This is a genomic window from Actinomadura violacea (assembly GCF_017573465.1).
GTDB lineage: Bacteria > Actinomycetota > Actinomycetes > Streptosporangiales > Streptosporangiaceae > Spirillospora > Spirillospora violacea.
In genome coordinates, this window is the sequence record NZ_JAGEPF010000011.1 from 99,764 (window position 1) to 123,506 (window position 23,743).

Here is a 23,743-nt window from a genome sequence, read left to right on the forward strand (position 1 = left end):
ACCGACCGGTGGATAGTAACGCCGGGCCGCCGCCGGAACCATGACGGGTATGAACAACAACCCGATCCGGGCCGCCCTCTTCGCCCTCACGATCCTCTACGGGCTGGTCATCGGCCTCCTCGCCATGCTCGACACCCCCGCCCTCGGCCTCGTCGCCGCGATCGGCGGCGTGCTGCTCGGCCTCGGCTGGGCGTTCGCCGGCCGCTTCAGCCGCGGGCGCGCCTGACCCCGCGGACCGGCCGCCCCGCGCGGACGCCTCGCGGGGCGGCGTCCGCGCCGGTCAGGGCCACCGGCCCTCGGCGAACGCCCCGACCAGCGCCGCGTGCGACAGGGGCTTGGACAGGTCGTCCACGTCCCCGTTCACGGTGTAGTCGAGCAGCACCACCTCTCCCAGGCCCCTCAGCTCCTCGACCAGGTCCGCCACCTTGTTCTCCAGCACCCATCTGTACGCCGGCAGGTAGACCTCCCGCCGCGCCCGCCCGTACGGCAGCAGCTCCGCCCCGTCGAGCCCCGCCCGGTGCCCCCGCACCGGCCCGTACTTGCGGACCGTCCGCTTGATCCCCTTCATCGACGTGATCGCCAGCCTGGACGGGTCCACGCCGGCGCCCTCGAACACCTTCAGCGCCTGCCAGATCCCCTCCACGCTCTCGCCCGTCGCCCCGTCTGAGAACGGCACCGGCACACCGCCGTGCGGGTAGAACGGGCTGAACCGCACCCACGGCAACGGCCCCCGCGACGTCACGTCCAGCACCACCGCGCCGGGCCACTCCGCCTCCACCGACGCCCGCGCCCGCCTCCGACTCGCCACATGAATCGCCACACCCGGCACCCTCCCACCCCCCACCGACATTCCCCCGCCGCCTGCGCCCTCGACCGCAGAGACGATGTGCCGATTGCCTTCATTCGACGAGCCGAATCAGGGGACGAAGACGATGCGGCGGCCGTTCTCGGGACGGGTCCAGGCATCCTCGACGTCGGCGAGCCGCCCGCACCGCTGCCGGCCACCTCGACCGGTGCGGCGCGCAGGGCCATGGCGGGGATCTCCGCCGTCTCGCCCGCCGACATGCCGACGAGGATGTACCGGACGCGCCGATCGCCGCCCCGCGACAGCGCCGCGAACGCGGCCTCCGCCGGAGCGCCCCACAGGTAGTCGACGACCAGGTCGTACGGTCCGTGGGCGACGATGGCCTCGACCACCTCGTCCTTCGGCCGGTCGAGCCGGACCACGGCGTCGGCGCCGCGCTCGGCCAGCGCGCCGAGGGCCGTCCGATCGCGTCCGGCCGCGACCACCCGTGCCCCTTCCCGCTTCGCCACCTGCACCGCGATCCGCCCGGATGCTCCGGTGGCGCCGAGCACCAGCACCGTCTTCCCGGGGCCCGCGCCGCCCTCCCACACGACCGTCTTCCACGCCGCGCCGCCGGGGTTCAGCAGTGCGGCCGCCGTCACGTCGTCCACACCGTCCCGGCCCGGGAACCACATGCCCCGCCGCACCAGCGCCCGTTCCGCCATCCCGCCGTACGGCGCGATCGGCCCGAAGAACGCGACGCGCGTGCCGTCTTCCAGCCGCCCCACTCCGTCCACACCCACCACCTGCGGAAACCCGGCCGGGCTCGCGGGGTGCAGCCCCTTGGCCCACCACCGGTCGAACGGCGTCACCCTCGACCCGGACCTGTGCCGCTACCTCGTCCACCTGGACCTGCGCGGCCCGACCGGCGTCCTCGACCTCGCAGAGCTCGTCGACCACAACCACCCGAAGGTCAGCCGCTCCCTCGCCCGCCTCGAGGAGATCGGCCTGGTCGCCCGCGCCGATGCGCCCCACGACCGCCGCGTCAAGACGGCCGAACTCACGCCGGAGGGCCGCCGCGTGGTCGCGTCGATCAACGAGGGCCGCAGACGGCTGCTGGACAAGGCGTTCGCCGGCTGGACGGACCGCGACCGCGCCGACCTGGCCCGGCTCACCCGCCGCTTCTCCGACGGCGTCCAAGCCCTCATCGACGCCCGCGACACACCGCCGGACGCCTAGCGGCGGCTCACTGCGAGCCGGAGGGGGCGCGGCTCAGGTCGACGATGCAGAAGAGGTTGCCGTCGGGGTCGGCTAGGACGACGAAGTCGGGGTCCGGCGGGTAGAGGTCCCAGTCGACGCGGCTCGCGCCGAGCCCGATCAGCCGCTCGACCTCGGCGTCCTGCTCCGCGGTGCCGTCCACGAACAGGTCGAGGTGCAGGCGCGGACGCGGCTCCGCCGGCGACTCGCTGCGCATCAGCCCGAGCGCCCGCCCCGACCCGTCCGCGTGGTTCAGCGTCCGCCAGCCGGGACTCTCGAATTCGGGCGTGGACACCAGGTCCAGCGCCGACGTCCAGAACTCCACGGCGCGCGGGATGTCGGTGACGCCGATCACCGGGAAACCGAGTCTGAGCATGATCCCGAGTCTACGAACGCGTGCTGTGGCGCCGCCCGCCGCGGCCGTGTATGCATGAGGACCAAATGGATATCGAGGATCTGTCGGACGCGGAACGAGCGCTCTGGGACGCGTTCCCGAACGCGGGCGAGGTCGATCTGACGGGCACCGGGGAGGCGGTGCGCGGCGAGCTCGTCTCGGCGCTCCTGCTGGGCGCCCGGCCGGCCGACGCGGGGCAGGTCCCGGCGATACGGCTCACGGGCGCGCGGATCACCGGCGTGCTCGACCTGTCCTACGCCGAGGTCCGGTACGCGGTGCTGATGCGCGACTGCGTGTTCGACGAACCGCCCGCCCTCTACTCGACCCGCATCCGGCAGTTCAGCCTGACCGGCTCGCGGCTGCCCGCCCTCAACGTCTCGGACTCCCAGGTCGACGGCCTGCTGTGGCTGCGCAACTGCCGGCTGGACGGCCCGCTGCAGCTCGTCGGCACCCGGATCGACGGCACGCTGTCGCTGCGCGCGGCCCGGCTCGCGGACGTCGAGGCCTACGCCCTGACCGTCGCCCGCAACATCGACGCCGCCGAAGCGGAGATCACCGGCGAGGTCATGCTGCAGGGCGCGCACGCCGGCGGGACCTGCGTCTTCGACGGCGCGAAACTGTCCAATCCCGGCGCGGTCGCACTCGACGCGGAGGGGATCGAGCTGCCGGCCGGGCTGCACGCGCGGGGCCTCACCGCCGACGGCGAGGTGCGCCTGCCGGACGCGCGGATCGGGCGGCGGCTCCTGCTGTCCGGGGCGCGGCTGTCCAACCCGTCCGGGACGGCCCTCGACGCCGACCGCGCCCGCATCGACGGCGCCGCCGTCCTCGACGCGGGGTTCCGCGCCGAAGGCAAGGTCAGCCTGCGCTCCGCGGCGATCGGCGGCACCCTGCTGCTCACCGGCGCCGAGCTCGCCGCCCCCGGCGGCACGGCGCTGAACGCGCGGCTGATCACGATCGGCAGCACGCTGCGCGCGGCGTCCGGCTTCCGCGCCCAGGGACGGATCTGCCTCGACGGCGCGACCGTCCAGGGCACGGTCGACGTCGCCGGGGCAAGCCTCTCCGATCCCGGCGGCCAGGCGCTCAGCTTGTGCCGCGCCCAGGTCACCGGAGGTCTGGCCGGCCAGGGCCTGCGCGCCGAAGGCGAGATCCGCCTGATCGACTCCGTCATCGAGGCCAGCGTCGAACTCGACGGCGCGCACCTGTCCAACCCCGGCCGCCAGTCGCTCATCGGCTACGGCCTGACCGTCAGCGGCGTCATGACCTGCAATGACGGCTTCACCGCCGACGGCCGTCTGGCCCTCGCCGGCGCCCGGATCGGAAGCGAGCTGAGCTTCCACAAATCAACGGTCACCGGCTCCCGCAACATCACCCTCGGGCTCCGTCGCGTCCGGGCCGAGATGCTGTGGCTGACCCGCTGCACGCTGACCGAGGGCACCGTGGACCTGCGGCACGCGCGCATCGAGGTGCTCCGCGACGACCCGACGCGCTGGCCCGCGGACTCCATGCTCGACGGGTTCGGCTACCAGACCCTCGACTCCCCCGGCACCGTCGACGACCGCCTCGCCTGGCTGGACACCGACGGCTACCACCCGCAGCCCTACGAGCAGCTCGCCACCGTCTTCCAGAGCATGGGCCGCGACACCGAGGCCCGCACCGTCCGCCTGGCGAAACAGCGCCGCCGCCGCCGAACCGTGCCGCGCCCAGCGCAGCTATGGGGCTTCGCGCAAGACTGGACGGTCGGCTACGGCTACCGTCCGCTCCGCGCCGGCATCCTCCTGGCGACCCTGCTCCTCATCGGCACCCTGGTCTTCGCCGCACACCATCCGATGCCCCTCAAGAGGGACGAGGCGCCGGCGTTCAACCCGTTCCTCTACTCCCTCGACCTCCTCCTGCCGATCATCAGCTTCGGCCAGGAGGGCGCTTTCAACCCGCGCGGCGCCTACCAGTGGCTCGCGGCCGCCCTGATCGCGTCCGGCTGGATCCTCGCCACCACGATCGCCGCCGGCGTGACCCGGGTCCTCTCCCGCCAGTGACCCGGCGCCCTCGCCAAACAGACATAAATGTTCTTTAATGGCGATGCGCGACCCAGCGCCCCTGCGTCGATCGCTTGTGAGGAGCGAGATGGCATCTGTGCGTGCGACCGCATTAGGCATCGCCTGCGGGCTGGCCGTCCTGGCCGGCGCCGTCCCGGCCAACGCCGACGGCCTGACGGCGGTCCAGGCCCTGCAGGCCGGCGTCACCCAGGGACTGGCCGACGGCTACCCCGCCGTCATCGGCCTGGTCCGCCAGGGCGACACCGTGCAGACGGTGAGCGGCGGCGTCAACGACCGGGCCACCGGCGCCGCCGCCGACCCGTCCGCGCGGTTCCGGATCGGCAGCGTCACCAAGACCTTCATCGCCGCCACCCTCCTGAAACTGGAGGCCCAGGGCAAGCTGTCCCTGGACGACACCGTCGCCCGATGGCTGCCCGGTGTCGTCGACGCCAACGGCAACGACGGCACGAAGATCACGATCCGCGAGCTGCTGAACATGACGTCCGGGCTGCCCGAGGTCTTCAACAAGCTCCCCAGGTCCGCCTTCACCTCCACCACCCGGTACACGCCGCGGCAACTGCTCGACCTGGCCCTGCGGTCCAAGCCCACCGCCGCCCCCGGCACCACCGTCGGCTACACCAACACCGCCTACATCGCCGCCGGGATGATCATCCAGGCGGTGACCGGCACGGACCCGGCGACCGCGGTGAAGGACCTCGTCATCGACCCGCTCGGGCTGACCGAGACCACCTTCCCGACCACCGACGACATGCCGGGCAACTACATCCACGGCTATGCGGTGCCCCTCATCTGGATCGGCACGAACGTCCCCTACACCGACGTGAGCACCAGCAACGTCACGATCACCGGCGCGGCCGGCGCCATGATCTCGACGAGCAGGGACCTGGCCGCGTTCTTCCGCGCCCTGATGGACGGGACGCTGCTGCCTCCCGCGCAGCGCCAGGAGCTGACCACCGGCGTCCAGGAGGGCACCACCGACAACTACTTCGACCTCGGCATCGAGACGCTCGCCACCGCGTGCGGGCCGATGTACGTCAAGAACGGCCTGGTCCCCGGCTACGTCACGTACGCCGCCGCCAACGCCGACGGCACCAAGGAGGTCGTCCTCGAAGGCACCGAGGACAACCTGTCCGAGGGCACCAACGGCCAGGTCCACCTGTACAACGCGCTGAAGAACGCCTACTGCGCATCCTGAGCCGCCCGCTCCCCGTCCCGCCGCGCACACGGGCGTGACGGGGAGCCCCGAAACGACGAAACCCCCTCCGAAGAGGGGGCCACCAAAGCTCCCGCGATTGGACTCGAACCAATAACCTGCCGGTTAACAGCCGGCTGCTCTGCCGATTGAGCTACGCGGGATCGTACGTCCGGCGGGGCCTCGGGCCCCTGCCAGCGCGTCTAGGTTAGCGCATGTGCGGGGCTGTTCGCGCACGCGTTTGCGGGTGGCGGCGGCGTTCACGGGTATGGAGTGTGGACGATCGGCCCGCACAGGGAGTTGAACATGAAGTCGCGCATGATGTTCATGGCAGGCGCCGCGATCGGCTACGTCCTCGGGACGAAGGCCGGGCGGGAGCGCTACGAGCAGATCAAGCGGCTGTCGCGGCAGGTGTCGGAGAACCCGAACGTGCAGGAGGCCGCGGGCGCGCTGCGCGCGAAGGGCGGCGAGTTCGCCGGGGCCGCGCGCGGGAAGGCCGGCGAGATGGCCTCGTCCGCGAAGGAGAAGGTGCCGCAGCAGAAGATGTCCGGAAGGCACGAGGCCGACGAGCAGCCGAAGGTCTACCCGGGTTAGAGGCCCGTCTGTCGGCGCAGGTCCTCGAGGACCTGTTCGGCCTGGGCGCGCAGGCCCGGGTCGGCGGGGTCGAGGCCTGCGTCGAAGACGAAAGTCCAGCGCACGTCGCCGCCGGCGGCGGGGCGCCGGCCCGCTATGCGCACCTTGCCGCCGCCGGGCAGCTTCGCCTGGTGGGTGACGGCGATGGTGGCGGTGACGCGTTCCCGGACGGTCTCGGGGACGGAGCCGGGCTCGGTGAGGCGGACGTGGTGCTCGCCGCCGCCGGAGGTCTCCTCGACGTGCAGCCAGCCGTCCTTCCAGGTGGCCTGGTCGACGCGCTCCCATGGGACGCGCAGGAAGCCGCCGGCGGGCGTCGGGACGTGCAGGGCGGTGGTGGTGGCGACCACGTGGGAGCCGCCGCGGGTGGGGGCGGACGCGAGGACGCGTTCGCCGCGTTCGGTGGTGAGCGCGTCGCGGACCGCGGAGGGCAGGTGGCCCCGGAGAAGGCGCATGCCCCAACGGTAGGCGATCAGGCGGCCTGCGGGGCGCGGCGGGCGCCGAGCAGGTCCAGGACGAGGGCGGCGGACCAGGAGTAGTCGTGGCTGCCGCGTCCGGTGCCGTCGAAGGGGTCGAAGAACTCGCGGAACCCGGACTGGCGGACGAGCCGGATCGTGGAGCCGTACAGCAGGTCGGCGACGACGGGGAGGCCGTGCGCGAGGGCGCCGTACCAGATCAGCCAGTTGGTGCTGACCCAGGTGGGGCCGCGCCAGTAGCCGCCGCGGTCGAAGGCGGGCGCCTGGATGTCGCAGGTGGGGACGGGGTAGCCGGCGGCGCCGGCGAACCGGGCGGACAGCAGCAGGTCGACGAGGTTGCGGACGTGCGCGGCGGGCAGCTCGGGGTCCAGGAGGGGGCCGAAGGAGCCGGCGGTGATGACGGGCAGGAGCCGGTCGTCGCGCAGGTCGCGGGCGCGGAAGCAGCCGGTGTCGGGGTCCCAGAGGCGGTCGAGGAGGGCGGTGTGGAGGCGCTGCGCGGCCTCCCGGTGCGGGACGGGGTCGGCGCCGACGATGCGGGCGATCTCGGCGAGGGCGTGCGCGGACGCGAGGTAGGTGGCGTTGAACAGCGGGTCCTCGACCGCGAACGGGTGGGATTCGCGCAGGTACTCGGGGCGGTAGCCGGCGTCGCGCATGAGGGCGACGAGCCGGACGTAGCGGTCGTAGTCCTCGCCGGTGGGCAGGGTGCGGGAGCGGTGCGCGGGCGCGTAGGCGGTGGGCGGGAGCTGGAGGGCGGCGAGGGGGCGGTCCCAGGCGGGGCTGTTGTCGAGGCCGGACTCCCACGGGTGGCAGATCGCGGCGAGGCCGCCGGCGCCGAGGTCGCGGGCGGTGGCGAGGTGGCGGTGCTGGGCGGCGAGCAGCGGGTAGAGGCGGGCGAGGAAGCCGCGGCTGCTCTCCCCGTCGCGGGCGCATTCGTGCAGGCGGAGGGCGACGAGGGCGTGGACGGGCGGCTGGGTGAGGCCGGAGGTCTGCACGGTGCGGGGCGCGGCGGCCTGCCCGGTGCTGCGCCACAGGTCGGGGCCGGGGAAGAAGGCGTGCCGCGCGAGCGTGGTGTTGAACACGATGTGCGGGAGCATGCCGTCGGCCCATTGGCCGCGGAACAGCGACAGCAGTTCGGTCTCGGCGCGGTCGGGGCGGTGCCGGGCCAGGCCGAGGCTGATGAAGGCCGAGTCCCAGCTCCACTGGTGGGGGTAGAGGCCGGGGGACGCGGCGGTCGCGGTCCCGGTCCAGTTCGCGTCCAGCACGCGGGCCGCGGCCTTCCACAGGGCGGTCTCGTCGCCGGTGAGACGGGAGCTCATGCGCGCAGGGGTACCTCCTCGCGGCCGGAGCGGGGTCCTAGGGTGATTGTGACCCGTGATCGCGGCCCCGGCGAGCCCCCGGGCGGCGTCGGTTGTCGACGGGCGGGGCGGGTCAGCGGTGATTTTCCACCCGGTGCAGGAGCCAGTTCGTGATCTCCTGGCCGGCGGCGATGCCGCGAGACGCGGTGACGGCGGCGGACGGGGACGTCCAGCCGGCGTCGTGGAGTTCGCCGTGCGCGGGACGGACGGCCAGGTCGGCGGCTTCGAGCAGTTCCGCGTCGAGGAGGGAGTCGCCGGCGGCGAGCGTCGCGGACGCGCCGGTGCGGCGGGCGACCTCGGCAGCCGCGGCGGCCTTGGTGAGGCCGGCGGGCAGGCAGTAGACCTTGCGGCCCTGCAGGGACGTCCGCCAGCCGCGTTCGGCGCACCAGCCGGCGAGGTCGTCGACCCAGCCGGGCGGGAGGGCGGCGCGGTCGACGATGGTGTAGGCGAACAGGTCGGACGCGGTGCGCCGTTTCAGGACGAACTCGCCTCCCGTCCGGGCGAGGCGGTCGCGGACCTCGGCGAGGGGTGCGCATCCGTCCGCGATGCGGGCGCGCACGGACGCCGACCAGGACGGGTCGTCCTCGCCGTCCACGAGGAGGTGGCCGCCGTTCGCGCAGATCGCGTAGGCGGGCGGCTTCTCCAGCAGGTGGACGCGGCGGTACTGCTCGGGTGTCCGCGTCGTCGTGGGGACGAACACTGCGGACGCGGCGAGGGTCTCCAGTGTGCGCGCGGCGGTCTCCGTCATATAGGAGAGTGGGGCGCCCTGGTAGAACTCGACGCAGACGAGGCGCGGCATGGCCTCGTCGGGGCCGTCCAAGGAGAAGGCCGCCTGCGAGTAGATGAGCGTACGGTCCAGGTCCGAGCACACCAGCACGGTCACTGGACGGCCCCCTTGCCGAAGCGCGGGTGGATGAGCCCCATGCACGCGTAGGGGAACCGGTCCGGCTCGACGTCCACGACGGGCACGCCGCGTTCGCTGGCGAGGTGCTTGATGTGCGTCAGTTCGGGACCCGCGTCCGCGCGCGCGAGGACCTTCCACGGGACGCGGCGCAGCAGTACGCGCGTCGTCTCGCCGATGCCGGGCTTCACCAGGTTGAGGTCGTCGATGCCGTGCTCGTCCGCGACGCTCCGGACCGCCTCCCAGCCCGACCAGTCGGGCGTGCGGTCGGACGCCCGCAGGTCCGGCACGTCCTTGGCAACGCGTTCCGCGACGTCCGCGAAGCGCGCGCAGACGGTGTCGAGGAACAGCTCGGACACGTCGTCGTCTGCCAGTTCGGCGTAGAACTTCGCACCGTGGAAGTCGCCGGGGCCGATCAGGTCGGCGTTCAGGACGGTCCGGCTGACCAGCCCGGACACCGTCGAGTTCAGGCACGCGGACGGGATCAGGAAGTCGTCGCGGGTGCCGTGCAACGGCGTGCAGCGGCCGGGATCGGCGAGAACGGCCAGGTCGGCGGGGAACCCGGTCCCGGCGAGCGCGGCGGTCAGCTCCCGGGTGATGGCGCCCTTGCCCGTCCAGCCGTCCACGAACATCACCGCGGACGGGTCGTGCCGGGCGGCGAGGTACTCCAGCGCGACCGTGTCGATGCCCCGGTCCCGGACGATGCTGATCGCGTAGTGCGGCAGGTCCAGGCCGTGCGCGAACCGGGCCCAGCGCCGGATCAGGATCCCGACGGGCGTGCCCGCGCGCGCGAGCGAGACCACGACGGCGCCGGGGCCTCGCTCGGCGAGGATCTGCTCGGTGACGAGCCCGGTCGCGTAGGCGAGCCGTTCCGCGGACGCCTCCAGCGCGTCCTGGAACAGCCGCCGGTACTCCGGGCCCGGCTGGTACTCGATCGGCAGCGATTCGGCGTAGTGCGCGCGGCCCGTCTGGACGGCCGCCTCCCGCTCCTCCGCCGGCGCCTCCAGCCGCACGTTCGACAGGTCCTTGAGCAGCCACGTGACGTCCTCCGCCCGGTAGCTGCCGAAATCCGGCCCGTGAAGCGGCCTCACTGATCTCCCCCATAGGACGGGACGGTCGCGACCACCACGGGCGTGAGGCGCCGCAGGCGCGCGAGCAGCCCGCCGGCGAGCCCCTGCGTGTCGCCCACGTCGTCCACCACGAACACGATGCGGTCGAACGGCGGTCGGCCGGCGGCGGGTGCGACGTTGTAGGCGTACCGCTCCCCCGGGCCGTCCGCCGGGTCGTCGTGCGCCGGGAACGCGAGCCGGGTGCGGATCGCGTAGCCCGGGTCGTCGACGGCCAGGACGGGCGAGCGGGTGGTCGTCGAGTAGCGGACGTCCACGCCGGGCGACGCGTCGGCGAGCGCCTCCGCCAGCCGCAGCGGCGCGTACATCAGCTCCTCGAACCCGAGCACCAGCACTCGGGACGCGCCGCCGAGCTCCGGAGCGACGGCGTCGGCCATGCGCGGCAGGTCCTTCTCCAGGGCGGCGCGGTGAGCGGGCAGGAATCCGTGGCGCCCGCCATCGGGCACGCCGCCCGGCCAGCCGAGCGAGACCCGCGCGACGGCGAATGCTTCGCCTCCCGAGTCCGGCGCAGCCGACGCGGCGGCGGACAGCTCGGAGACGATCCGCGTGCCCGTCTCCAGGACGCCCTCCGGCAGCTCCACCCGGCCTCCGGCCAGGGAGACGGCGTCGATGCGCGTGCCCAGCCGCGCGGCGAGCTCGTCCACGCGGGCGCGGTCGGCGTCGTCTCGCAGATCGACCAGCGCGGCCAGGACGTAGTGCCGCCGCGGACGCAACGCGTGCAGCGCGGAGATCGTGTTCAGGACCGTCTGCCCTGTGGACAGCTCGTCGTCCACGAGCACGACCGGGACGTCCCGGTCGAGCGCCGCCGGGTCGGACGGCAGCAGCAGATGGCTCGTCGCGTGGCTGTGCTCCTCCTCGAACCCGCCGTACGCGGCATAGCCCCGCACCGGGCGGCGCGTGGAGTGCAGGTAGTAGGCGCCGCCCAGGGCGTCCGCCACGGAATGCCCTAGAGCGGTCGCGGTCTCCGCATAGCCGAGGACTATGGCGTCCACGGGCGGACGCGGTTCCCGCAACACGTCGCGCAACGCCGCGGCGGCGCCGGGCACCCCCGCCAAGGCGTCCCCAAGCAGAGGAACCGACACCGCCTCATCGCGCAGGCGCGCGCGCACGAGCTCGCCCAGCAGCAACCCCGATCCGTACACCAGCCGCGGATCGGTCGGGACGTGCTTGCCGAGCACGGCCGAGACCAGCAGATGAGCGCGCCGCGGGTTGCGCCGCACGGCGAGCCCCACCATCGCCGCCAGCCCCGCCCCCGCCGGGCGGGCACCGTCGACCAGGCGCACACCGAGCCGCGACGTCACCCACTCGCCCGGCCACACCTCCGTCATCGGCTGCCCGCCGCTTCCAGAAGCTCGACGAACGTCACGTCACGCGCCGCGACCCCGAACACGCGCGCGCGCAGCATCAGCCGCTCCGCCCAGGCGCGGTGCGGTTTCGCCTCGTTCATCTTGTTCGCGTACGAGCTGGCCATCGCGCCGCCGCCCGCGTACCCGAGGATGTCGGCGGCATCGCAGTACTCCTCGTGCGTGACGACGGACAGCGCGTGGACGGCCGCCACATGCGTCGGATGGATGACGGTCTTGCCGGTGAGGCCGTTGGCCTTGTCCAGGTGCACCTCGCGGATCAGCCCGTCCAGGTCGGAGGTGATGAGCCGCTGCCGCAGCGGCGCGGCCCGCTGCGCCTCGAACGGCGACTGCCGCAGCTGCGGCTTGAACATCCGCTCGCCCGCCGAGAAGTACTCCCACACCGGCCCGGTCACCACGAAGCCGCTGCCGTCCGCGCGGCCGAGCACGTTGACGATGTCGGTGATCGCGGCGGCGACCGGACGGATGTCGTAGATCGTCAGGTCGGGCGGGCGGCGCAGCCCGTACGCCGCCGACATGTCGGTCGCGCCGATCCGCACCGCGAGGACCCGCTCGCGGTGCTTGGCCAGCAGCCGCGCCACCTCGTGCAGCATCTCGGTGCGGCTCTCGCTGTACACCGCGTCCGGGCTCTCGATCACCGGCATCGCCAGCAGCGGCAGCCCGGTGCGGGCCGCCGCGTCCTCCAGCGCGTCGAGGAACGCTCCACCGGCCGCCGCGGTGAACTTCGGCAGCACGAACCCGCTGACCAGCCCGGCCGCGGGCCCGAGCCGGACGGCGATGTCGCCGATCTGCCGCGGCTCGCGGACCCGGACGAACAGCAGCGGCACGCCCCCGATCGAACGCCCGCCGCCCGCCTCCCCGGGGACGTCCGCGCCGCGGGCGTGCAGGTCGCGCAGCTGCGCGACCAGGTTCGCCTCCGCCTCGGGCACCTCGTCGTCGCCGATCGCGTCCTCCAGGCACACGACCATGCTCATGACGCCGCGCCGCGCCGCCTTCTCGATGTCGGCCGCGAGCGCGGGACGGGTGGCGGGGCAGTACAGCGTCGCGCCGAGCGCCACCGCCAGCACCGCCGGATCGTCGTGCCGGCCGAACGGCCGGGGATGACGGTAGAACAGGTGCTTGCGGTAGGCGGTGTCAATATGGTCGAAGTGCCGCATACGCGCCCCACGTCACCGTGGGCGCCGCGCCAGCGCGGCGCCCATGGTCGTCCATGCTCCCTTTCACCGGTGCACGTCGGTCACAGATGAGCGGACACGGCGGGCAGCAGGTGCTGGAACGTCCGGCCCGTCGCCGTCGCGCCGATCGCGGTCATCGACCAGCCCTGGCCGTCCCGCGACACCTTCGCCATGATCTGCGCGTTGTGCTGCCCCGCGCCGCTCAGGTCGTACCGCGCGATCTCCTGCCCGGTCGCCTCGTCCACCAGCCGGCAGAACGCGTTCTCGATCTGCGAGAAGTCCTGCCCGGTGAAGGAGTTCACCGTGAACACCAGCTGGACGACGTTGGCCGGCACGCCCTGCAGGTCGACGTTGATGACCTCGTCGTCGCCCTCGCCCGCGCCGGTCAGGTTGTCGCCGGTGTGCTGGACGGACCCGTCCTTGCTGCGCAGCTGCCGGAACCACACCGAGTCGGCGAGGTTGCCGGCCGCGTCGAACAGCAGGCAGGACGCGTCCAGGTCGATCGACTGGGCCTTGCCCTTGCCGAACAGCCCCTTCTTCGCGACGGCGTCCCAGCCGAGGCCCATCCTGACCCGGGTGAGGGTGCCGCCACCGGGCTTGGCCAGGGAGACCTTCTGCCCCTTCTGCAGCGAAATCGTCATCATCGGCTCCTTCGGTCGTGATGCTCGGTCGTCGCGGGGTGCGGTCGTCACAGGGGGGTGCGGACGGCGCGCCGCCGGGTCAGACCTTGCTGGAGTGCAGCGGCTGGTCGTCGCCCGCCGCGGCGGCCGGGCCGCCGCCGGCCCGGTTCCGCACCACGGAACTGATGAACGCGGCGATGATCAGGCCCGCGCCGACCCCGCCGGTGAGCCACTCGGGGACATGCCGGCCGATGCTGACCAGCATGCACACGGCGAGCGCGCCGATCGCCCAGTGGGCGCCGTGCTCCAGGTAGATGTACTCGTGCAGGGTGCCCTTGCGGACGAGGAACACCGTCAGCGACCGGATGTACATGGCGCCGATGCCGAGGCCCAGCGCGATGATGATCGGGTCGGTGCTGATCGCGAACGCGCCGATCACGCCGTCGAAGCTGAACGAGGCGTCCAGCACCTCCAGGTAGAGGAACAGGAAGAACCCGGCCTTGCCGGTGGCCAGCGCCAGCGAGCTCGGCCCGGACCGGGCCGGGGCCCGCTCCTCGCCGTCCTCCCCGTCCTCGTCCTCGTCGTCGTCCGTCGCCTCGGAGAACAGCTCGCCGAGCCCGTTCACCAGGATGTAGGTGACCATCCCGAGCACGCCCGCGATCATGACCTTGCCCGGGTCGTCGGCGAACAGCCCCGCGGTGAACGCCAGCGCCCCGCCCGCGACGACCACCGACAGCTGGTCGAGCTTGCCGATCCGCGCCAGCGGCGCCTCGAGCCACGGCAACCATTTGTCGGCCCGCTCCTCGAACACGAAGTCCAGGAACAGCATCAAAAGGAACATGCCGCCGAACGCCGCGATCATCGGGTACGCGTCGTTCATCAGGTGGTGGTACTTGTGCGGGTCGTTCAGCGCCAGGTCGAACGCCTCGACGGGGTTCAGCTTGGCGGTGATGCCGACGATCAGCAGCGGGAAGACCAGCCGCATGCCGAACACCGCGATCGCGATGCCGACGGTGAGGAAGATCTTCTGCCAGAACGGGCTCATCCGGTCCAGCACCTTGGCGTTGACCACGGCGTTGTCGAACGACAGCGAGATTTCCAGCACGGCGAGGACGGCCACCAGGGCGAGCCCGGTGCCCCCGTCGTACAGCGCGGCGACCAGAAGGCCGAGGACGGTGATGCCGAAGGCCCACCCGAAGGTGCGAAGAATCATGCGCGAGTTTCTCTGAGAGGGACGGCCGGCCCGGCCGGCCGTCCTGCGGGGCGGCGGTCGGCCGTCAGCCGACGTTGACGCCGAAGTCCATGGCGATGCCGGCCAGGCCCGAGGCGTAGCCCTGGCCGACCGCGCGGAACTTCCATTCGGCGCCGTGCCGGTACAGCTCACCGAAGACCATGGCGGTCTCGGTGGAGGCGTCCTCGGTCAGGTCGAAGCGGGCGAGCTCGCTGCCGTCGGTCCGGTTGACGATCCGGATGAAGGCGTTGCGGACCTGCCCGAAGTTCTGCTGGCGGTTGTCGGCGTCGTAGATCGACACCGGGAACACGACCCGGTCGCACTCCGGCGGCACGGCGGTCAGGTCGACGTTGATCGACTCGTCGTCGCCCTCGCCCTCGCCGGTCAGGTTGTCGCCGGTGTGCTCGACCGACCCGTCCGGGCTCCTCAGGTTGTTGAAGAACACGAAGTGGTGGTCGGAGATGACCTTGCCGGACGGGCCGAGCATCAGCGCGGAGGCGTCCAGGTCGAAGTCGGCGCCGGTGGTGGCGCGCACGTCCCAGCCGAGGCCGACGGTGACGGCCGTCAGATTGGGCGCGGCCTTCGTCAGCGAGACGTTGCCGCCCTTGGCGAGTGAGACTCCCATGATCGGGCCACTCCCTTCCCGGGGTAGAGGTGGTTCAGAGGTTGACGCCGAAGTCCATCGCGATGCCCGCCAGGCCGGACGCGTAGCCCTGCCCGACCGCGCGGAACTTCCAGTCCGTCCCGTTGCGGTACAGCTCGCCGAAGACCATCGCGGTCTCCATGGACGCGTCCTCGGTCAGGTCGTAGCGGGCCATCTCGGACCGGTCGCCCTGGTTGAGCACCCGGATGAAGGCGTTGCGGACCTGGCCGAAGTTCTGGCCGCGGCTGTCGGCGTCGTAGATCGACACCGCGAACGCGATGCGCTCGGCCTCCGCCGGCAGCGCGCCGAAGTTCACGTTGATCTGCTCGTCGTCGCCCTCGCCCGCGCCGGTGGTGTTGTCGCCGGTGTGCTCGACGCCGCCGTCCGGGGTGCGCAGGTTGTTGAAGAAGACGAAGTGCTGGTCGGTGAGGATCTTGCCGGAGGCGTCCAGCACCATGGCGGAGGCGTCGAGGTCGAAGTCGGTCCCGGTGGTGGTGCGCAGGTCCCAGCCCAGCCCGACCGTCACGGCCGACAGGCCCGGCGCCTGCTTGGTGAGCGAGACGTTGCCGCCCTTGCTGAGACTGACTCCCACGGCGTTCCTCCAAGATCGCATGACGTACCGGACGCCGGGCAGGCGTCTCGCTATATCGACGCAGCAGCGATGCTATCCGTTCCATCCGTTGTGGTCGCATTACGCGAGAACTCCGGGACTGCGCGAGACTGGGCAGAAGACGAAGGGAGGCGGCGTTGCGGGGACCGGGCGACCAGCGGCGGCGCGGCAGGGGCGGCCAGGCCGCCGACGCGGCGATCCAGGCGCGCGAGGCGGCCGCCACCGCCTTCTACGACATGGACCAGGCGCAGAAGTTCCTCGACGGGCGGGTGACCGTCTTCGAGGATCTGGACGCGGCCGCCGCCGCGCCCGTCCGGCGGGAGTTCGCCGGGCTCGCCGAGGCCGCCGACGCCGCGTCCGTGGCCTACATCTCGGTCCTGGACGCGCACGACCTCGATGACCGGGAGCGGTCACCCGCCGAGTACGACGCGGCGCGCCGCGCGTTCACGGCGTCCACCGAGCGGCTGCAGCAGATCACCCGGAACCTGAACGGGTTCGCCGAGCGGCTGGCGCCGCGGATGGCGCGGCTGGAGGCGGCCCTCGACCAGCTCCCGCCGCGCCTCACCGCCGCCCGCGACGCCGTCGCCGCCGCCGAGACCGCCGTGCAGGCGGCCCGGGCGTCCGGGATGGACGCCTCCGACCCCGAGGCGGAGCTGGCGCGGGCTAAGGAGGCCCTGGCGCTGCTGAGCTCCCAGGGGCTCGGCGGGCTCGGGCTGGACGGGGCGATGCGCAAGGCCGACGAGGTTCGGGTGATCGCCGAGAGCGCCCGCCTGGCGGCCGAGGAGCTGCCGAAGGCGGCGGAGAAGGTGCGCAACTCCCTCGCCTCCGTCCGCACCCGGGTGGACGTCGTGGCGAACCGCGTCGGGCCCGTCCGGGAGGCGATGAAGGTGCTGCTGCGGGCCTATTCGCAGGCGTGCTGGCAGGACCTGCGGGGCGCGCCGGAGGCGATCGAGGGCGGCGTGGAGCGGGCCCGCGAGCGGCTGAACGAGGCGATGGCGTTCTCCCGCCGCACCGAGTGGAAGCAGGCGCAGCAGGCGCTGACCGCGGCGCGCACCGAGCTGAACGCGGCCGACCGGCGCGCCGGGCAGGTCACCGGGCGGGTGACGGAGCTGGAGGCGGTGGCCGCCGATCCCGGCAAGCCGGTCGAGAGCGCCCGGTTCGCGGTGCGGGACGCGCAGCGGCTCGCCATGGCGCAGCCCGGCGGCGCCCCGCCGCACCACGCGCGCGCGCTGGACGCCCTGGTGGAGCGGCTGGACCACGCGCCGAAGCGGCTCAGCGGCGCGCACCCCGACTACTGGGCGTACCTCCAGGAACTGGAGTCCATCAAGACCGCGGCGGGCGACGTGGTGACCCGCATCCGCTCCGAACGCGCCGGAGGCGGCTCCTGAGAGCCGCCCACGGCCATCCCTGGGTCCCGCCCTACACCGGGCCCTAGCCGGGGCCTAGGCGAACAGGGTCTCGCCCCAGTAGCCGCCCTCCTTCACGCCGGGCGGGCACGCGAAGATCCCCGATCCGACGTGCTGGACGTACTCGTTCATCGCGTCCGACGCCAGCGACTCCTGGATCTTGATGAAGCCGGTGCGCGGGTCGCGCTGGAACGCGATGAAGAACAGGCCCGCCTCCAGGCGGCCCAGGCCGTCCGAGCCGTCGGTGAAGGAGTAGCCGCGGCGCAGGATACGCGCGCCCCCGTTGGCGTCCGGGTGCGCCAGCCGGACGTGCGCGTTCGGCTTCATCCGCGCCAGGACGGGCTTGTCGCGCTCCTTCTTCTCCCCCACCGGCGCGCCCTCGGACTTGGTGCGGCCGAACACGTCCTCCTGCTCGCGCAGGGACGTGCGGTCCCAGGTCTCGATGTGCATCCGGATCCGGCGCGCCACCAGGTAGGAGCCGCCCGCCATCCAGTCCGAGCCGTCGCCCCGGCCCGCCCACACGTGCCTGTCCAGCAGCGACGTGTCGTTCGTGCCGATGTTGTCCGTGCCGTCCTTGAACCCGAACAGGTTCCGCGGCGTCTGCGCGTCCCGGGTCGTCGAGGACGTCTTGCCGAACCCGAGCTGCGACCAGCGGACGCCGACGACGCCCATCCCGATCCGCGCCAGGTTCCGGATCGCGTGCACCGCCACCTGCGGGTCGTCCGCGCAGGCCTGCACGCAGATGTCGCCGCCGCTGCGGTCGGGATCGAGGTTCTCGCCGGAGAAGCGCGGCAGGTCCACCAGCGCCGCCGGGCGCCTGGCCTTGATCCCGAAGCGGTCCTTGCCGTCCTTCTCGAACAGGCCCGGGCCGAACCCGATCGTCAGCGTCAGCCGGGACGCGGGCAGCCCGAGGGCCTCGCCTGTGTCGTCCGGGGGCGCCACACCGACCTTCGGGATCGCGCCGCCGCCGATCGCCCGCCCGGCGGTCATGTCGGCGGCGGCCTGCGTCCAGTCCTTCAGCATCTGGACGAGCTTGCCCCGGTCGCCGGTGGTGACGTCGAACGCGGCGAAGTGCAGCCGGTCCTGCACCGCGGTGGCGATGCCCGCCTGGTGCGCGCCGTGGAACGGGACCGCCTCGGACGCGCCGCCCCCGCCGGTGTCGGCGGAGGCGACCCGGTCCAGGCCGGCCCCCGCGGCGGCGCCGACCACCAGGCTGGCGCCGGAGAACCCGAGCATCCGCCGCCGGGACATCCCGGCGCGCTCCTGCGTCATTTCGCCACGACCTCCGCGAGCTTGGACAGGGGCTCGCCCAGCGCGTTCACCGCGTCGGCGAGCTTCTTGCGGTCGTCCTTGCCGACCTTGTCGTAGGAGACATAGCCGTCGCCCTCCTCGTGCTTCTTCAGCAGGGCGTAGACGGCGTCGAAGTTCTCGTCCAGCTCCTTGGCGAGCTGCGCGTCCTTCTCCTGGACCACGGGCTTGAGCAGCTCGTAGGCCTTCTTCGCGCCGTCGACGTTGGCCTTGAAGTCGACGAGGTCGGTGTGGCTGTAGGTCTCCTCCTCACCGGTGACCTTGCCGGTGGCGACCTCGTCCAGCAGGCCCTTGGCGCCGGCGGCCATGTCGTTGACCGGGTCGAGGGTGAGGCCGGGCAGCCGGCCCTTCAGCGTGTCCAGGTCCGCGAGGAGCTGGTCGCCGTACTTCTCCTTGCCCTTGACGGAGCCGTCCTTGAACAGCGCCTTCTCCAGCAGGTGCCAGCCCGACCAGTCGTTCTTCTCGCCCGGCTTGAGGTCGGCCTCGCGGGTGTCGACCTTGCCGTCGATGTCGCTGAACTTCTCCGCGACGGACTCGATCGACTCCCAGCCGACGCGGGACGGCGCGTACAGCTTCTTCGCCTTCGCGACGTCGCCGGCCTTCACCGCCGCCACGAACGGCTTGGTCTGGGCGATGGTGTCGTCGAGCTGGGCGATGACGTAGGCCTTGTAGTCGGCGGCGGCCTTGGTGAGCCGCGGGTCGGCGCCGCCGCCCTGGCCGGTGACCGTGACCTCCTGGGACGGGCCCTTGCCGGTCTGCCCGGCGCTGCACAGCAGCTTGTACTTGCCCTCCGGCAGGTTCACCACGAAGTTCACGCTGGTGCCGGGGCCGATGTTCTCCCGCTCGGCGAGGATGCTGCCGTCCGGCTTGAGCACCTCGAACTCGTTGACCTCCGAGCCCTTGTTGGTCACCTTGAACGAGTTCTTGCCGGCCGTCAGCTCGGTCTTGCCGACCTCGCACTTGTCCTTGGCCGCCGTCACGGGGACGGCGCCGGCGGCGTCCGCCTTCCCGTCACCGCCGCACGCCGAGAGCAGGGACATCGACACGGCGGCCACGCCGCTGAGGGCGAGGACGGAGGCAGGACGCATGGGGGACTCCAGGACGCAATGGTTAGGCTCACCTAAATTAGCCAAGGCTGCCCTCATTACGTCAAGTCGCCCCCGCGACAGTGAGGCATCCCACGCACCGCGCCGCGCACCGTCCCGCGCGCCCCGGCCGCCGCGGACGTCAGCGCGGACGGTCGTTGATGCCCATCGTCAGGTTCCGCGCGGCCATCGGCGGGCCCGCCTGCGGGTCCCCGTACGGCGGCAGGTGCCCCTGCTGGGAGTGCTGCATGTGCTGCGGCGCCTGGTGATGGGGCGCCTGCTCGCGCGCCGCCGGCTCCGCCCACACGGCCGTCCCGTAGGCGCACACCTCCTGCCCGCCGCCCGGCAGCCCCGCGGTGTCGAACCGCATCCCGACCACCGTGTTCGCGCCCTTGCGGCGCGCCTCCTCGCCGAGCCGGTCCACCGCCTCGCGGCGCGCGGCGGCGAGCCCGAAGCCGGGCCGGTCGCCCGTCACCCGGAACGTCGCGCTGCTCCCCGCGTGCCCGGGCTGCTGCGCCCCGGCCTGATCGGTCTGGACGGCCGTCCCCAGGACCTCGCCGAGCACGCTGCGGATCTCGTACCCGGCCACGCCATCAGTCGTCACGATCAGCATGGCCATACGGTAATCCACCGTCCGCCCGAAATGCGACGTCAAGCGCGGAATCGGTGCGGCGCGGCCCGCACGGCGAGCGACCGCCCTCCGGGCCGCGCGGCCCGGAGGGCGGTCGCCCCCTGTCGCTCTCCCCCGCCCGGTCCCGGCCCGGGCGGGCCGTTCCTACTCGAGGTACTCGCGCAGCATCTGGGCGCGGGACGGGTGCCGCAGCTTGGCCAGGGTCTTGGACTCGATCTGCCGGATCCGCTCCCTGGTCACGCCGAACTCCCGGCCGACCTCCTCCAGCGTGCGCGGATGCCCGTCGGTCAGGCCGAAGCGCAGCTGGATGATGCGCTGCTCCCGTTCCGACAGCGTGCCGAGGATGTCCTCGAGCTGGTCCTGCAGCAGGATGAACGCGGCGGCCTCGATCGGCACCACCGCGTCCGCGTCCTCGATGAAGTCGCCGAGATCGGAGTCCTCCTCGCCGATCGGCGACTGCAGCGACACCGGCTCCTGCGCGATCCGCTGGATCTCCACGACCCGGACGGGCGGCAGCCCCATCTCCAGGCCGATCTCCTCGGGGGTGGGTTCGCGGCCGAAGTCCTGGTGCATCTGCCGCTGCACGCGGACCAGTTTGTTGATCGTCTCCACCATGTGCACCGGGATCCGGATGGTCCTGGCCTGGTCGGCGATCGCGCGGGTGATCGCCTGCCGGATCCACCAGGTCGCGTAGGTGGAGAACTTGAACCCCTTCGTGTAGTCGAACTTCTCGACCGCACGGATGAGTCCGAGATTTCCCTCCTGGATCAGGTCGAGGAACAGCATTCCCCGGCCCACGTACCGTTTCGCGATCGAGACCACCAGCCGCAGATTGGCCTCGATCAGCCGTTGCTTCGCCCGGACGCCGTCGCGGGAGAGCAGTTCGAGGTCGATCCGCTCGACGTGGGAGAGGACGGCCGTGTGCGCCATCTTCTCCTCGGCGAACAGCCCCGCCTCGATCGATTTCGCCAGTTCTACTTCATCTTCTGCCGTGAGAAGCGGTACGCGACCGATCTCTCTCAGATAGATCCGGACCAGGTCGCTCGTCGGCGCCCGCTTGCCGAGGTCTCCCTCATCCGCTCGCGCGACGTCCTCGGTCTCCTGCTGAGATTCGAGGACCTCTACCCCCTGCTCTGCGAGCATTCGGACGACCCGTTCGAGGGAGTCGTCCGGCAAGTCCGAGCGATCGAGCGCGGCAGCGACGTCGTCGACGGTCACACCGCCGCGCTCTCTGCCGCGTGCGACGAGGTCCGCCACCTGATCAACCGATGGCGCCTCGCTTGGCAGCACCGAAGGGCCCACGGGGACAGTCTGCGACAGATGCGGCCTAGATCACAGGACCCATTTCGCGGTAATACCGGCTACTGGGATCCAAGCCCTCGCTCCCGCATCACCCGTCTCTGCTGCTCAAGCGCGACAAGATCGCCGAAGAGCCGGTTGTACTGCTCGGGGTCCTCGACCGGATTCAGCCGCTGGAGTTTAGATTTCGCATCGGCGATCATGCGGGTGAGCTGGCGTTCCTGTATTCGGGCCAGCAATTCCACGGCATAGCGGTCGTCCGATTCCTGTGCGGACCGTACCGGCTCGACTCCGAGCATCGTGATCAGATCCCTGACCTGGTCGTTCGGCGCCCTCTCCAGCAGCATCACGGCCCATTCCGAGGCGCTGCCCGCCGCGGTCACGCCGCCCGCCTCCGCGATCACCGCGCGCACCGCGGCGTGCGGCGGCGCGATGAACGCACCCGCCGGGACCTCGTCGAACACCGGCCCGAGCATCGCCGGGCGCTGCACCGCCAGCTTCAGCAGCTCCCGCTCCCGCTGCACCTCCGGGTCGTTCGGGTCGTAGGCCGGCCGCTGCGGCGCCGCCCCGTTCCCGTTGCCGCCGTTCCCGTTGCCGCCGCTGCCGTTCGGCATCGCGCCGTTGCGGCCGTTGCCGCGCCCGCTGCGCGCCTGCGCGTGCCGCCGGTTCGCCAGCTCGCGGACCCGCCGCAGCACGAACTGCTCGTCCATGATCCCGAGCCACCGATCGAGGCTGACCGCGTACATCTGCCGCAGCGCCCGGTCCTTGATGGACGCGACGACGGGCGCCGCCGCGTCCAGCGCCGCCAGCCGCCCCTCGGCCGTGTCGAGGTCGTGCTGCTGGATCGCGCTGCGCACCGCGAACTCGAACAGCGGCAGCCGCGAGGCGACCAGGTCGCGCACCGCCGCGTCGCCGTGCCGGATCCGCAGGTCGCACGGGTCGAGGCCGTCCGGCTGGACGGCCACGAACGTCTGCGTCACGAACTTCTGCTCGTCGGCGAACGCGCGCAGCGCCGCCTTCTGGCCGGCCGAGTCGCCGTCGAAAGTGAAGATCACCTCGCCGCGGAACTCGTCCTGGTCCATCAGCAGCCGGCGAAGGATCTTGATGTGGTCGTCGCCGAACGCCGTCCCGCAGGTGGCGATCGCGGTCTGCACGCCGGACAGGTGGCAGGCCATCACGTCGGTGTAGCCCTCGACCACCACGGCCTGCCGCCGCCGCGCGATCTCCTTCTTCGCCAGGTCGGCCCCGTAGAGCACCGAGCTCTTGTGGAACAGCGGCGACTCGGGGGTGTTCAGGTACTTCGGCCCGTCGTCGTCCTCGTAGAGGCGGCGCGCGCCGAACCCGATGACGTCGCCGGACAGGTCGCGGATCGGCCACATCAGCCGGCCGCGGAACCGGTCCATGGGGCCGCGGCGCCCCTCCTTGGCCAGGCCGCCGGCGATGATGTCGCGGTCGGCGAAGCCGCGGCCGCGCAGGTGCCGGACGAGGCCCTCCCACTCGCGCGGCGCGAACCCGACGCCGAAGTGCGCCGCGTCGGCCGCCTCGAAGCCGCGCTCGGACAGGAACGTGCGGCCGATCGCGGCCTCCGGCGAGGCGAGCTGCTCGACGTAGAACTCGGCCGCCGCCTTGTGCGCCTCCAGCAGGCGCGCGCGCTGCCCGGTGTCCTGCCGGGGGCCGCGCCCGCCGCCGTCCTCGTAGCGCAGCTGGATGCCCACCTGCGCCGCGAGCCGCTCCACCGACTCGGAGAACGTCAGGTGCTCGATCTCCTGGACGAACTTGATGACGTCGCCGCCGGCCTCGCAGCCGAAGCAGAAGTACAGCCCGCGCGACGGGGTCACGTTGAACGACGGCGACTTCTCGTCGTGGAAGGGGCACAGGCCCTTGAGGTTGCCGCCGCCCGCGCTGCGCAGCTGCAGGTACTCGCCGATGACGTCGGCGATGGACGACCGCTCGCGTACGAGCGCGATGTCCTCATTGCGAATACGGCCTGCCACAGCGAAGGAGTCTACGGCGCCCCACCGACACCCAAGCCACCCCGCCGCAACCCGCCCACCCCGGCCACCGCGCGCCGCCGCGCGGGCACCGATCACGCGCCGGAGCGAGCCGAGCCCGGAACGGCGCGCACCGCGGCGCGGGCACCGATCAACGCGCGCCGGAGCCGGCCCACCCGCCGGGTCCGGTCGTGCGTGACAGGTGGGACG

At 72.4% G+C, this 23,743-nt stretch carries 24 protein-coding genes and 1 tRNA gene; 6 read left to right on the forward strand and 19 right to left on the reverse strand.

Going from position 1 to position 23,743, the window contains the following annotated elements; genetic code table 11:
• Positions 1-49 precede the first annotated feature (49 nt).
• Positions 50-226 (forward strand): hypothetical protein, encoded by a 177-nt coding sequence (locus J4709_RS18650; protein WP_208242432.1) that lies wholly within the window; start codon positions 50-52, stop codon positions 224-226.
• 54 nt (positions 227-280) lie between these two features.
• Here J4709_RS18650 and J4709_RS18655 read toward each other — a convergent pair whose 3' ends face one another.
• The gene (locus J4709_RS18655; protein ID WP_307801354.1) at positions 281-778 is read right to left on the reverse strand and encodes a DUF6939 family protein; all 498 of its coding nucleotides are present in this window, start codon (positions 776-778) and stop codon (positions 281-283) included.
• Positions 739-1,581 (reverse strand): zinc-binding dehydrogenase, encoded by an 843-nt coding sequence (locus J4709_RS18660; RefSeq protein ID WP_208242436.1) that lies wholly within the window; start codon positions 1,579-1,581, stop codon positions 739-741. The genes J4709_RS18655 and J4709_RS18660 overlap by 40 nt, the downstream gene beginning before the upstream one ends.
• Positions 1,582-1,627: 46 nt before the next feature.
• Between J4709_RS18660 and J4709_RS18665 the strand changes: the two genes are divergently transcribed.
• Positions 1,628-2,023 carry a MarR family winged helix-turn-helix transcriptional regulator gene (locus tag J4709_RS18665; protein WP_208242438.1) on the forward strand — a complete coding sequence of 132 codons (396 nt, stop codon included), beginning with the start codon at positions 1,628-1,630 and terminating at the stop codon, positions 2,021-2,023.
• Between the two features lie 7 nt (positions 2,024-2,030).
• Here the strand turns inward: J4709_RS18665 and J4709_RS18670 are convergent, their stop codons facing one another.
• Positions 2,031-2,417 (reverse strand): VOC family protein, encoded by a 387-nt coding sequence (locus tag J4709_RS18670; protein WP_208242439.1) that lies wholly within the window; start codon positions 2,415-2,417, stop codon positions 2,031-2,033.
• 65 nt (positions 2,418-2,482) lie between these two features.
• On the opposite strand from J4709_RS18670, the gene J4709_RS18675 reads away from it, so the two are divergent.
• Positions 2,483-4,468 carry a hypothetical protein gene (locus J4709_RS18675; protein ID WP_208242440.1) on the forward strand — a complete coding sequence of 662 codons (1,986 nt, stop codon included), beginning with the start codon at positions 2,483-2,485 and terminating at the stop codon, positions 4,466-4,468.
• Positions 4,469-4,556: 88 nt separating this feature from the next.
• Positions 4,557-5,684: a serine hydrolase domain-containing protein gene (locus J4709_RS18680; protein ID WP_208242441.1), complete on the forward strand. Its 1,128-nt coding sequence runs from the start codon at positions 4,557-4,559 to the stop codon at positions 5,682-5,684.
• A gap of 88 nt (positions 5,685-5,772) precedes the next feature.
• Here the strand turns inward: J4709_RS18680 and J4709_RS18685 are convergent.
• Positions 5,773-5,845, reverse strand: a tRNA-Asn gene (locus J4709_RS18685).
• Positions 5,846-5,987: 142 nt separating this feature from the next.
• On the opposite strand from J4709_RS18685, the gene J4709_RS18690 reads away from it, so the two are divergent.
• Positions 5,988-6,275, forward strand: coding sequence for a YtxH domain-containing protein (locus tag J4709_RS18690; RefSeq protein ID WP_208242442.1), 288 nt, complete (start codon positions 5,988-5,990; stop codon positions 6,273-6,275).
• On the opposite strand, the gene J4709_RS18695 is transcribed toward J4709_RS18690, so the two are convergent.
• The 10 genes from J4709_RS18695 to J4709_RS18740 form a co-directional block, all read right to left on the reverse strand.
• Entirely contained in the window at positions 6,272-6,766 is a 495-nt protein-coding gene (locus tag J4709_RS18695) for a hypothetical protein (protein ID WP_208242443.1), read from the reverse strand. The genes J4709_RS18690 and J4709_RS18695 overlap by 4 nt on opposite strands.
• Before the next feature lie 17 nt (positions 6,767-6,783).
• Positions 6,784-8,103 carry an MGH1-like glycoside hydrolase domain-containing protein gene (locus J4709_RS18700; RefSeq protein WP_208242444.1) on the reverse strand — a complete coding sequence of 440 codons (1,320 nt, stop codon included), beginning with the start codon at positions 8,101-8,103 and terminating at the stop codon, positions 6,784-6,786.
• A 112-nt stretch (positions 8,104-8,215) separates the two neighbouring features.
• The gene (locus J4709_RS18705) at positions 8,216-9,025 is read right to left on the reverse strand and encodes an HAD family hydrolase (RefSeq protein ID WP_208242445.1); all 810 of its coding nucleotides are present in this window, start codon (positions 9,023-9,025) and stop codon (positions 8,216-8,218) included.
• On the reverse strand, positions 9,022-10,134 hold the full coding sequence (locus tag J4709_RS55630; protein WP_208242446.1) for a cysteine protease StiP family protein: 1,113 nt from the start codon (positions 10,132-10,134) through the stop codon (positions 9,022-9,024). Before J4709_RS55630 ends, J4709_RS18705 begins: the two co-directional genes overlap by 4 nt.
• On the reverse strand, positions 10,131-11,498 hold the full coding sequence (locus J4709_RS18715) for a phosphoribosyltransferase family protein (protein WP_208242448.1): 1,368 nt from the start codon (positions 11,496-11,498) through the stop codon (positions 10,131-10,133). Before J4709_RS18715 ends, J4709_RS55630 begins: the two co-directional genes overlap by 4 nt.
• The gene (locus tag J4709_RS18720) at positions 11,495-12,691 is read right to left on the reverse strand and encodes an HpcH/HpaI aldolase/citrate lyase family protein (RefSeq protein WP_208242449.1); all 1,197 of its coding nucleotides are present in this window, start codon (positions 12,689-12,691) and stop codon (positions 11,495-11,497) included. Before J4709_RS18720 ends, J4709_RS18715 begins: the two co-directional genes overlap by 4 nt.
• An 80-nt stretch (positions 12,692-12,771) precedes the next feature.
• A complete protein-coding gene (locus J4709_RS18725; protein ID WP_208242450.1) occupies positions 12,772-13,350 on the reverse strand; it encodes a TerD family protein in 579 nt (192 codons plus the stop codon).
• A gap of 79 nt (positions 13,351-13,429) precedes the next feature.
• Positions 13,430-14,542: a DUF475 domain-containing protein gene (locus J4709_RS18730; protein ID WP_208242451.1), complete on the reverse strand. Its 1,113-nt coding sequence runs from the start codon at positions 14,540-14,542 to the stop codon at positions 13,430-13,432.
• 64 nt (positions 14,543-14,606) lie between these two features.
• Positions 14,607-15,185, reverse strand: coding sequence for a TerD family protein (locus J4709_RS18735; protein ID WP_173099780.1), 579 nt, complete (start codon positions 15,183-15,185; stop codon positions 14,607-14,609).
• 34 nt (positions 15,186-15,219) lie between these two features.
• Positions 15,220-15,795, reverse strand: a complete 576-nt coding sequence (locus J4709_RS18740) for a TerD family protein (protein WP_173099779.1) — start codon at positions 15,793-15,795, stop codon at positions 15,220-15,222.
• A 155-nt stretch (positions 15,796-15,950) separates the two neighbouring features.
• Here J4709_RS18740 and J4709_RS18745 point away from each other — a divergent pair, with 155 nt between their 5' ends.
• Entirely contained in the window at positions 15,951-17,201 is a 1,251-nt protein-coding gene (locus tag J4709_RS18745; protein WP_208242452.1) for a molecular chaperone DnaJ, read from the forward strand.
• Positions 17,202-17,255: 54 nt separating this feature from the next.
• On the opposite strand, the gene efeB is transcribed toward J4709_RS18745, so the two are convergent.
• The 5 genes from efeB to dnaG form a co-directional block, all read right to left on the reverse strand.
• A complete protein-coding gene (gene efeB / locus J4709_RS18750; RefSeq protein WP_208242453.1) occupies positions 17,256-18,491 on the reverse strand; it encodes an iron uptake transporter deferrochelatase/peroxidase subunit in 1,236 nt (411 codons plus the stop codon).
• The gene (efeO, locus tag J4709_RS18755; protein ID WP_208242454.1) at positions 18,488-19,615 is read right to left on the reverse strand and encodes an iron uptake system protein EfeO; all 1,128 of its coding nucleotides are present in this window, start codon (positions 19,613-19,615) and stop codon (positions 18,488-18,490) included. The genes efeB and efeO overlap by 4 nt, the downstream gene beginning before the upstream one ends.
• Positions 19,616-19,754: 139 nt before the next feature.
• Positions 19,755-20,225, reverse strand: coding sequence for a YbjQ family protein (locus J4709_RS18760; RefSeq protein ID WP_208242456.1), 471 nt, complete (start codon positions 20,223-20,225; stop codon positions 19,755-19,757).
• 162 nt (positions 20,226-20,387) lie between these two features.
• Positions 20,388-21,533, reverse strand: a complete 1,146-nt coding sequence (rpoD, locus tag J4709_RS18765) for an RNA polymerase sigma factor RpoD (RefSeq protein ID WP_208242765.1) — start codon at positions 21,531-21,533, stop codon at positions 20,388-20,390.
• A 71-nt stretch (positions 21,534-21,604) separates the two neighbouring features.
• Positions 21,605-23,536: a DNA primase gene (gene dnaG / locus J4709_RS18770; protein ID WP_208242458.1), complete on the reverse strand. Its 1,932-nt coding sequence runs from the start codon at positions 23,534-23,536 to the stop codon at positions 21,605-21,607.
• Positions 23,537-23,743: the final 207 nt, after the last annotated feature.

Bases quoted from the DNA above. Each gene is read 5' to 3' on its own strand.
- J4709_RS18715 (WP_208242448.1), bottom strand. From the start codon at position 11,498: ATGACGGAGGTGTGGCCGGGCGAGTGGGTGACGTCGCGGCTCGGTGTG.
- J4709_RS18720 (WP_208242449.1), bottom strand. From the start codon at position 12,691: ATGCGGCACTTCGACCATATTGACACCGCCTACCGCAAGCACCTGTTC.
- J4709_RS18700 (WP_208242444.1), bottom strand. From the start codon at position 8,103: ATGAGCTCCCGTCTCACCGGCGACGAGACCGCCCTGTGGAAGGCCGCG.
- J4709_RS18730 (WP_208242451.1), bottom strand. From the start codon at position 14,542: ATGATTCTTCGCACCTTCGGGTGGGCCTTCGGCATCACCGTCCTCGGC.
- J4709_RS18680 (WP_208242441.1), top strand. From the start codon at position 4,557: ATGGCATCTGTGCGTGCGACCGCATTAGGCATCGCCTGCGGGCTGGCC.
- J4709_RS18675 (WP_208242440.1), top strand. From the start codon at position 2,483: ATGGATATCGAGGATCTGTCGGACGCGGAACGAGCGCTCTGGGACGCG.
- J4709_RS18695 (WP_208242443.1), bottom strand. From the start codon at position 6,766: ATGCGCCTTCTCCGGGGCCACCTGCCCTCCGCGGTCCGCGACGCGCTC.
- J4709_RS18670 (WP_208242439.1), bottom strand. From the start codon at position 2,417: ATGCTCAGACTCGGTTTCCCGGTGATCGGCGTCACCGACATCCCGCGC.
- efeO (WP_208242454.1), bottom strand. From the start codon at position 19,615: ATGCGTCCTGCCTCCGTCCTCGCCCTCAGCGGCGTGGCCGCCGTGTCG.
- J4709_RS18650 (WP_208242432.1), top strand. From the start codon at position 50: ATGAACAACAACCCGATCCGGGCCGCCCTCTTCGCCCTCACGATCCTC.
- J4709_RS18690 (WP_208242442.1), top strand. From the start codon at position 5,988: ATGAAGTCGCGCATGATGTTCATGGCAGGCGCCGCGATCGGCTACGTC.
- J4709_RS18725 (WP_208242450.1), bottom strand. From the start codon at position 13,350: ATGACGATTTCGCTGCAGAAGGGGCAGAAGGTCTCCCTGGCCAAGCCC.
- J4709_RS18735 (WP_173099780.1), bottom strand. From the start codon at position 15,185: ATGGGAGTCTCACTCGCCAAGGGCGGCAACGTCTCGCTGACGAAGGCC.
- efeB (WP_208242453.1), bottom strand. From the start codon at position 18,491: ATGACGCAGGAGCGCGCCGGGATGTCCCGGCGGCGGATGCTCGGGTTC.
- J4709_RS18760 (WP_208242456.1), bottom strand. From the start codon at position 20,225: ATGCTGATCGTGACGACTGATGGCGTGGCCGGGTACGAGATCCGCAGC.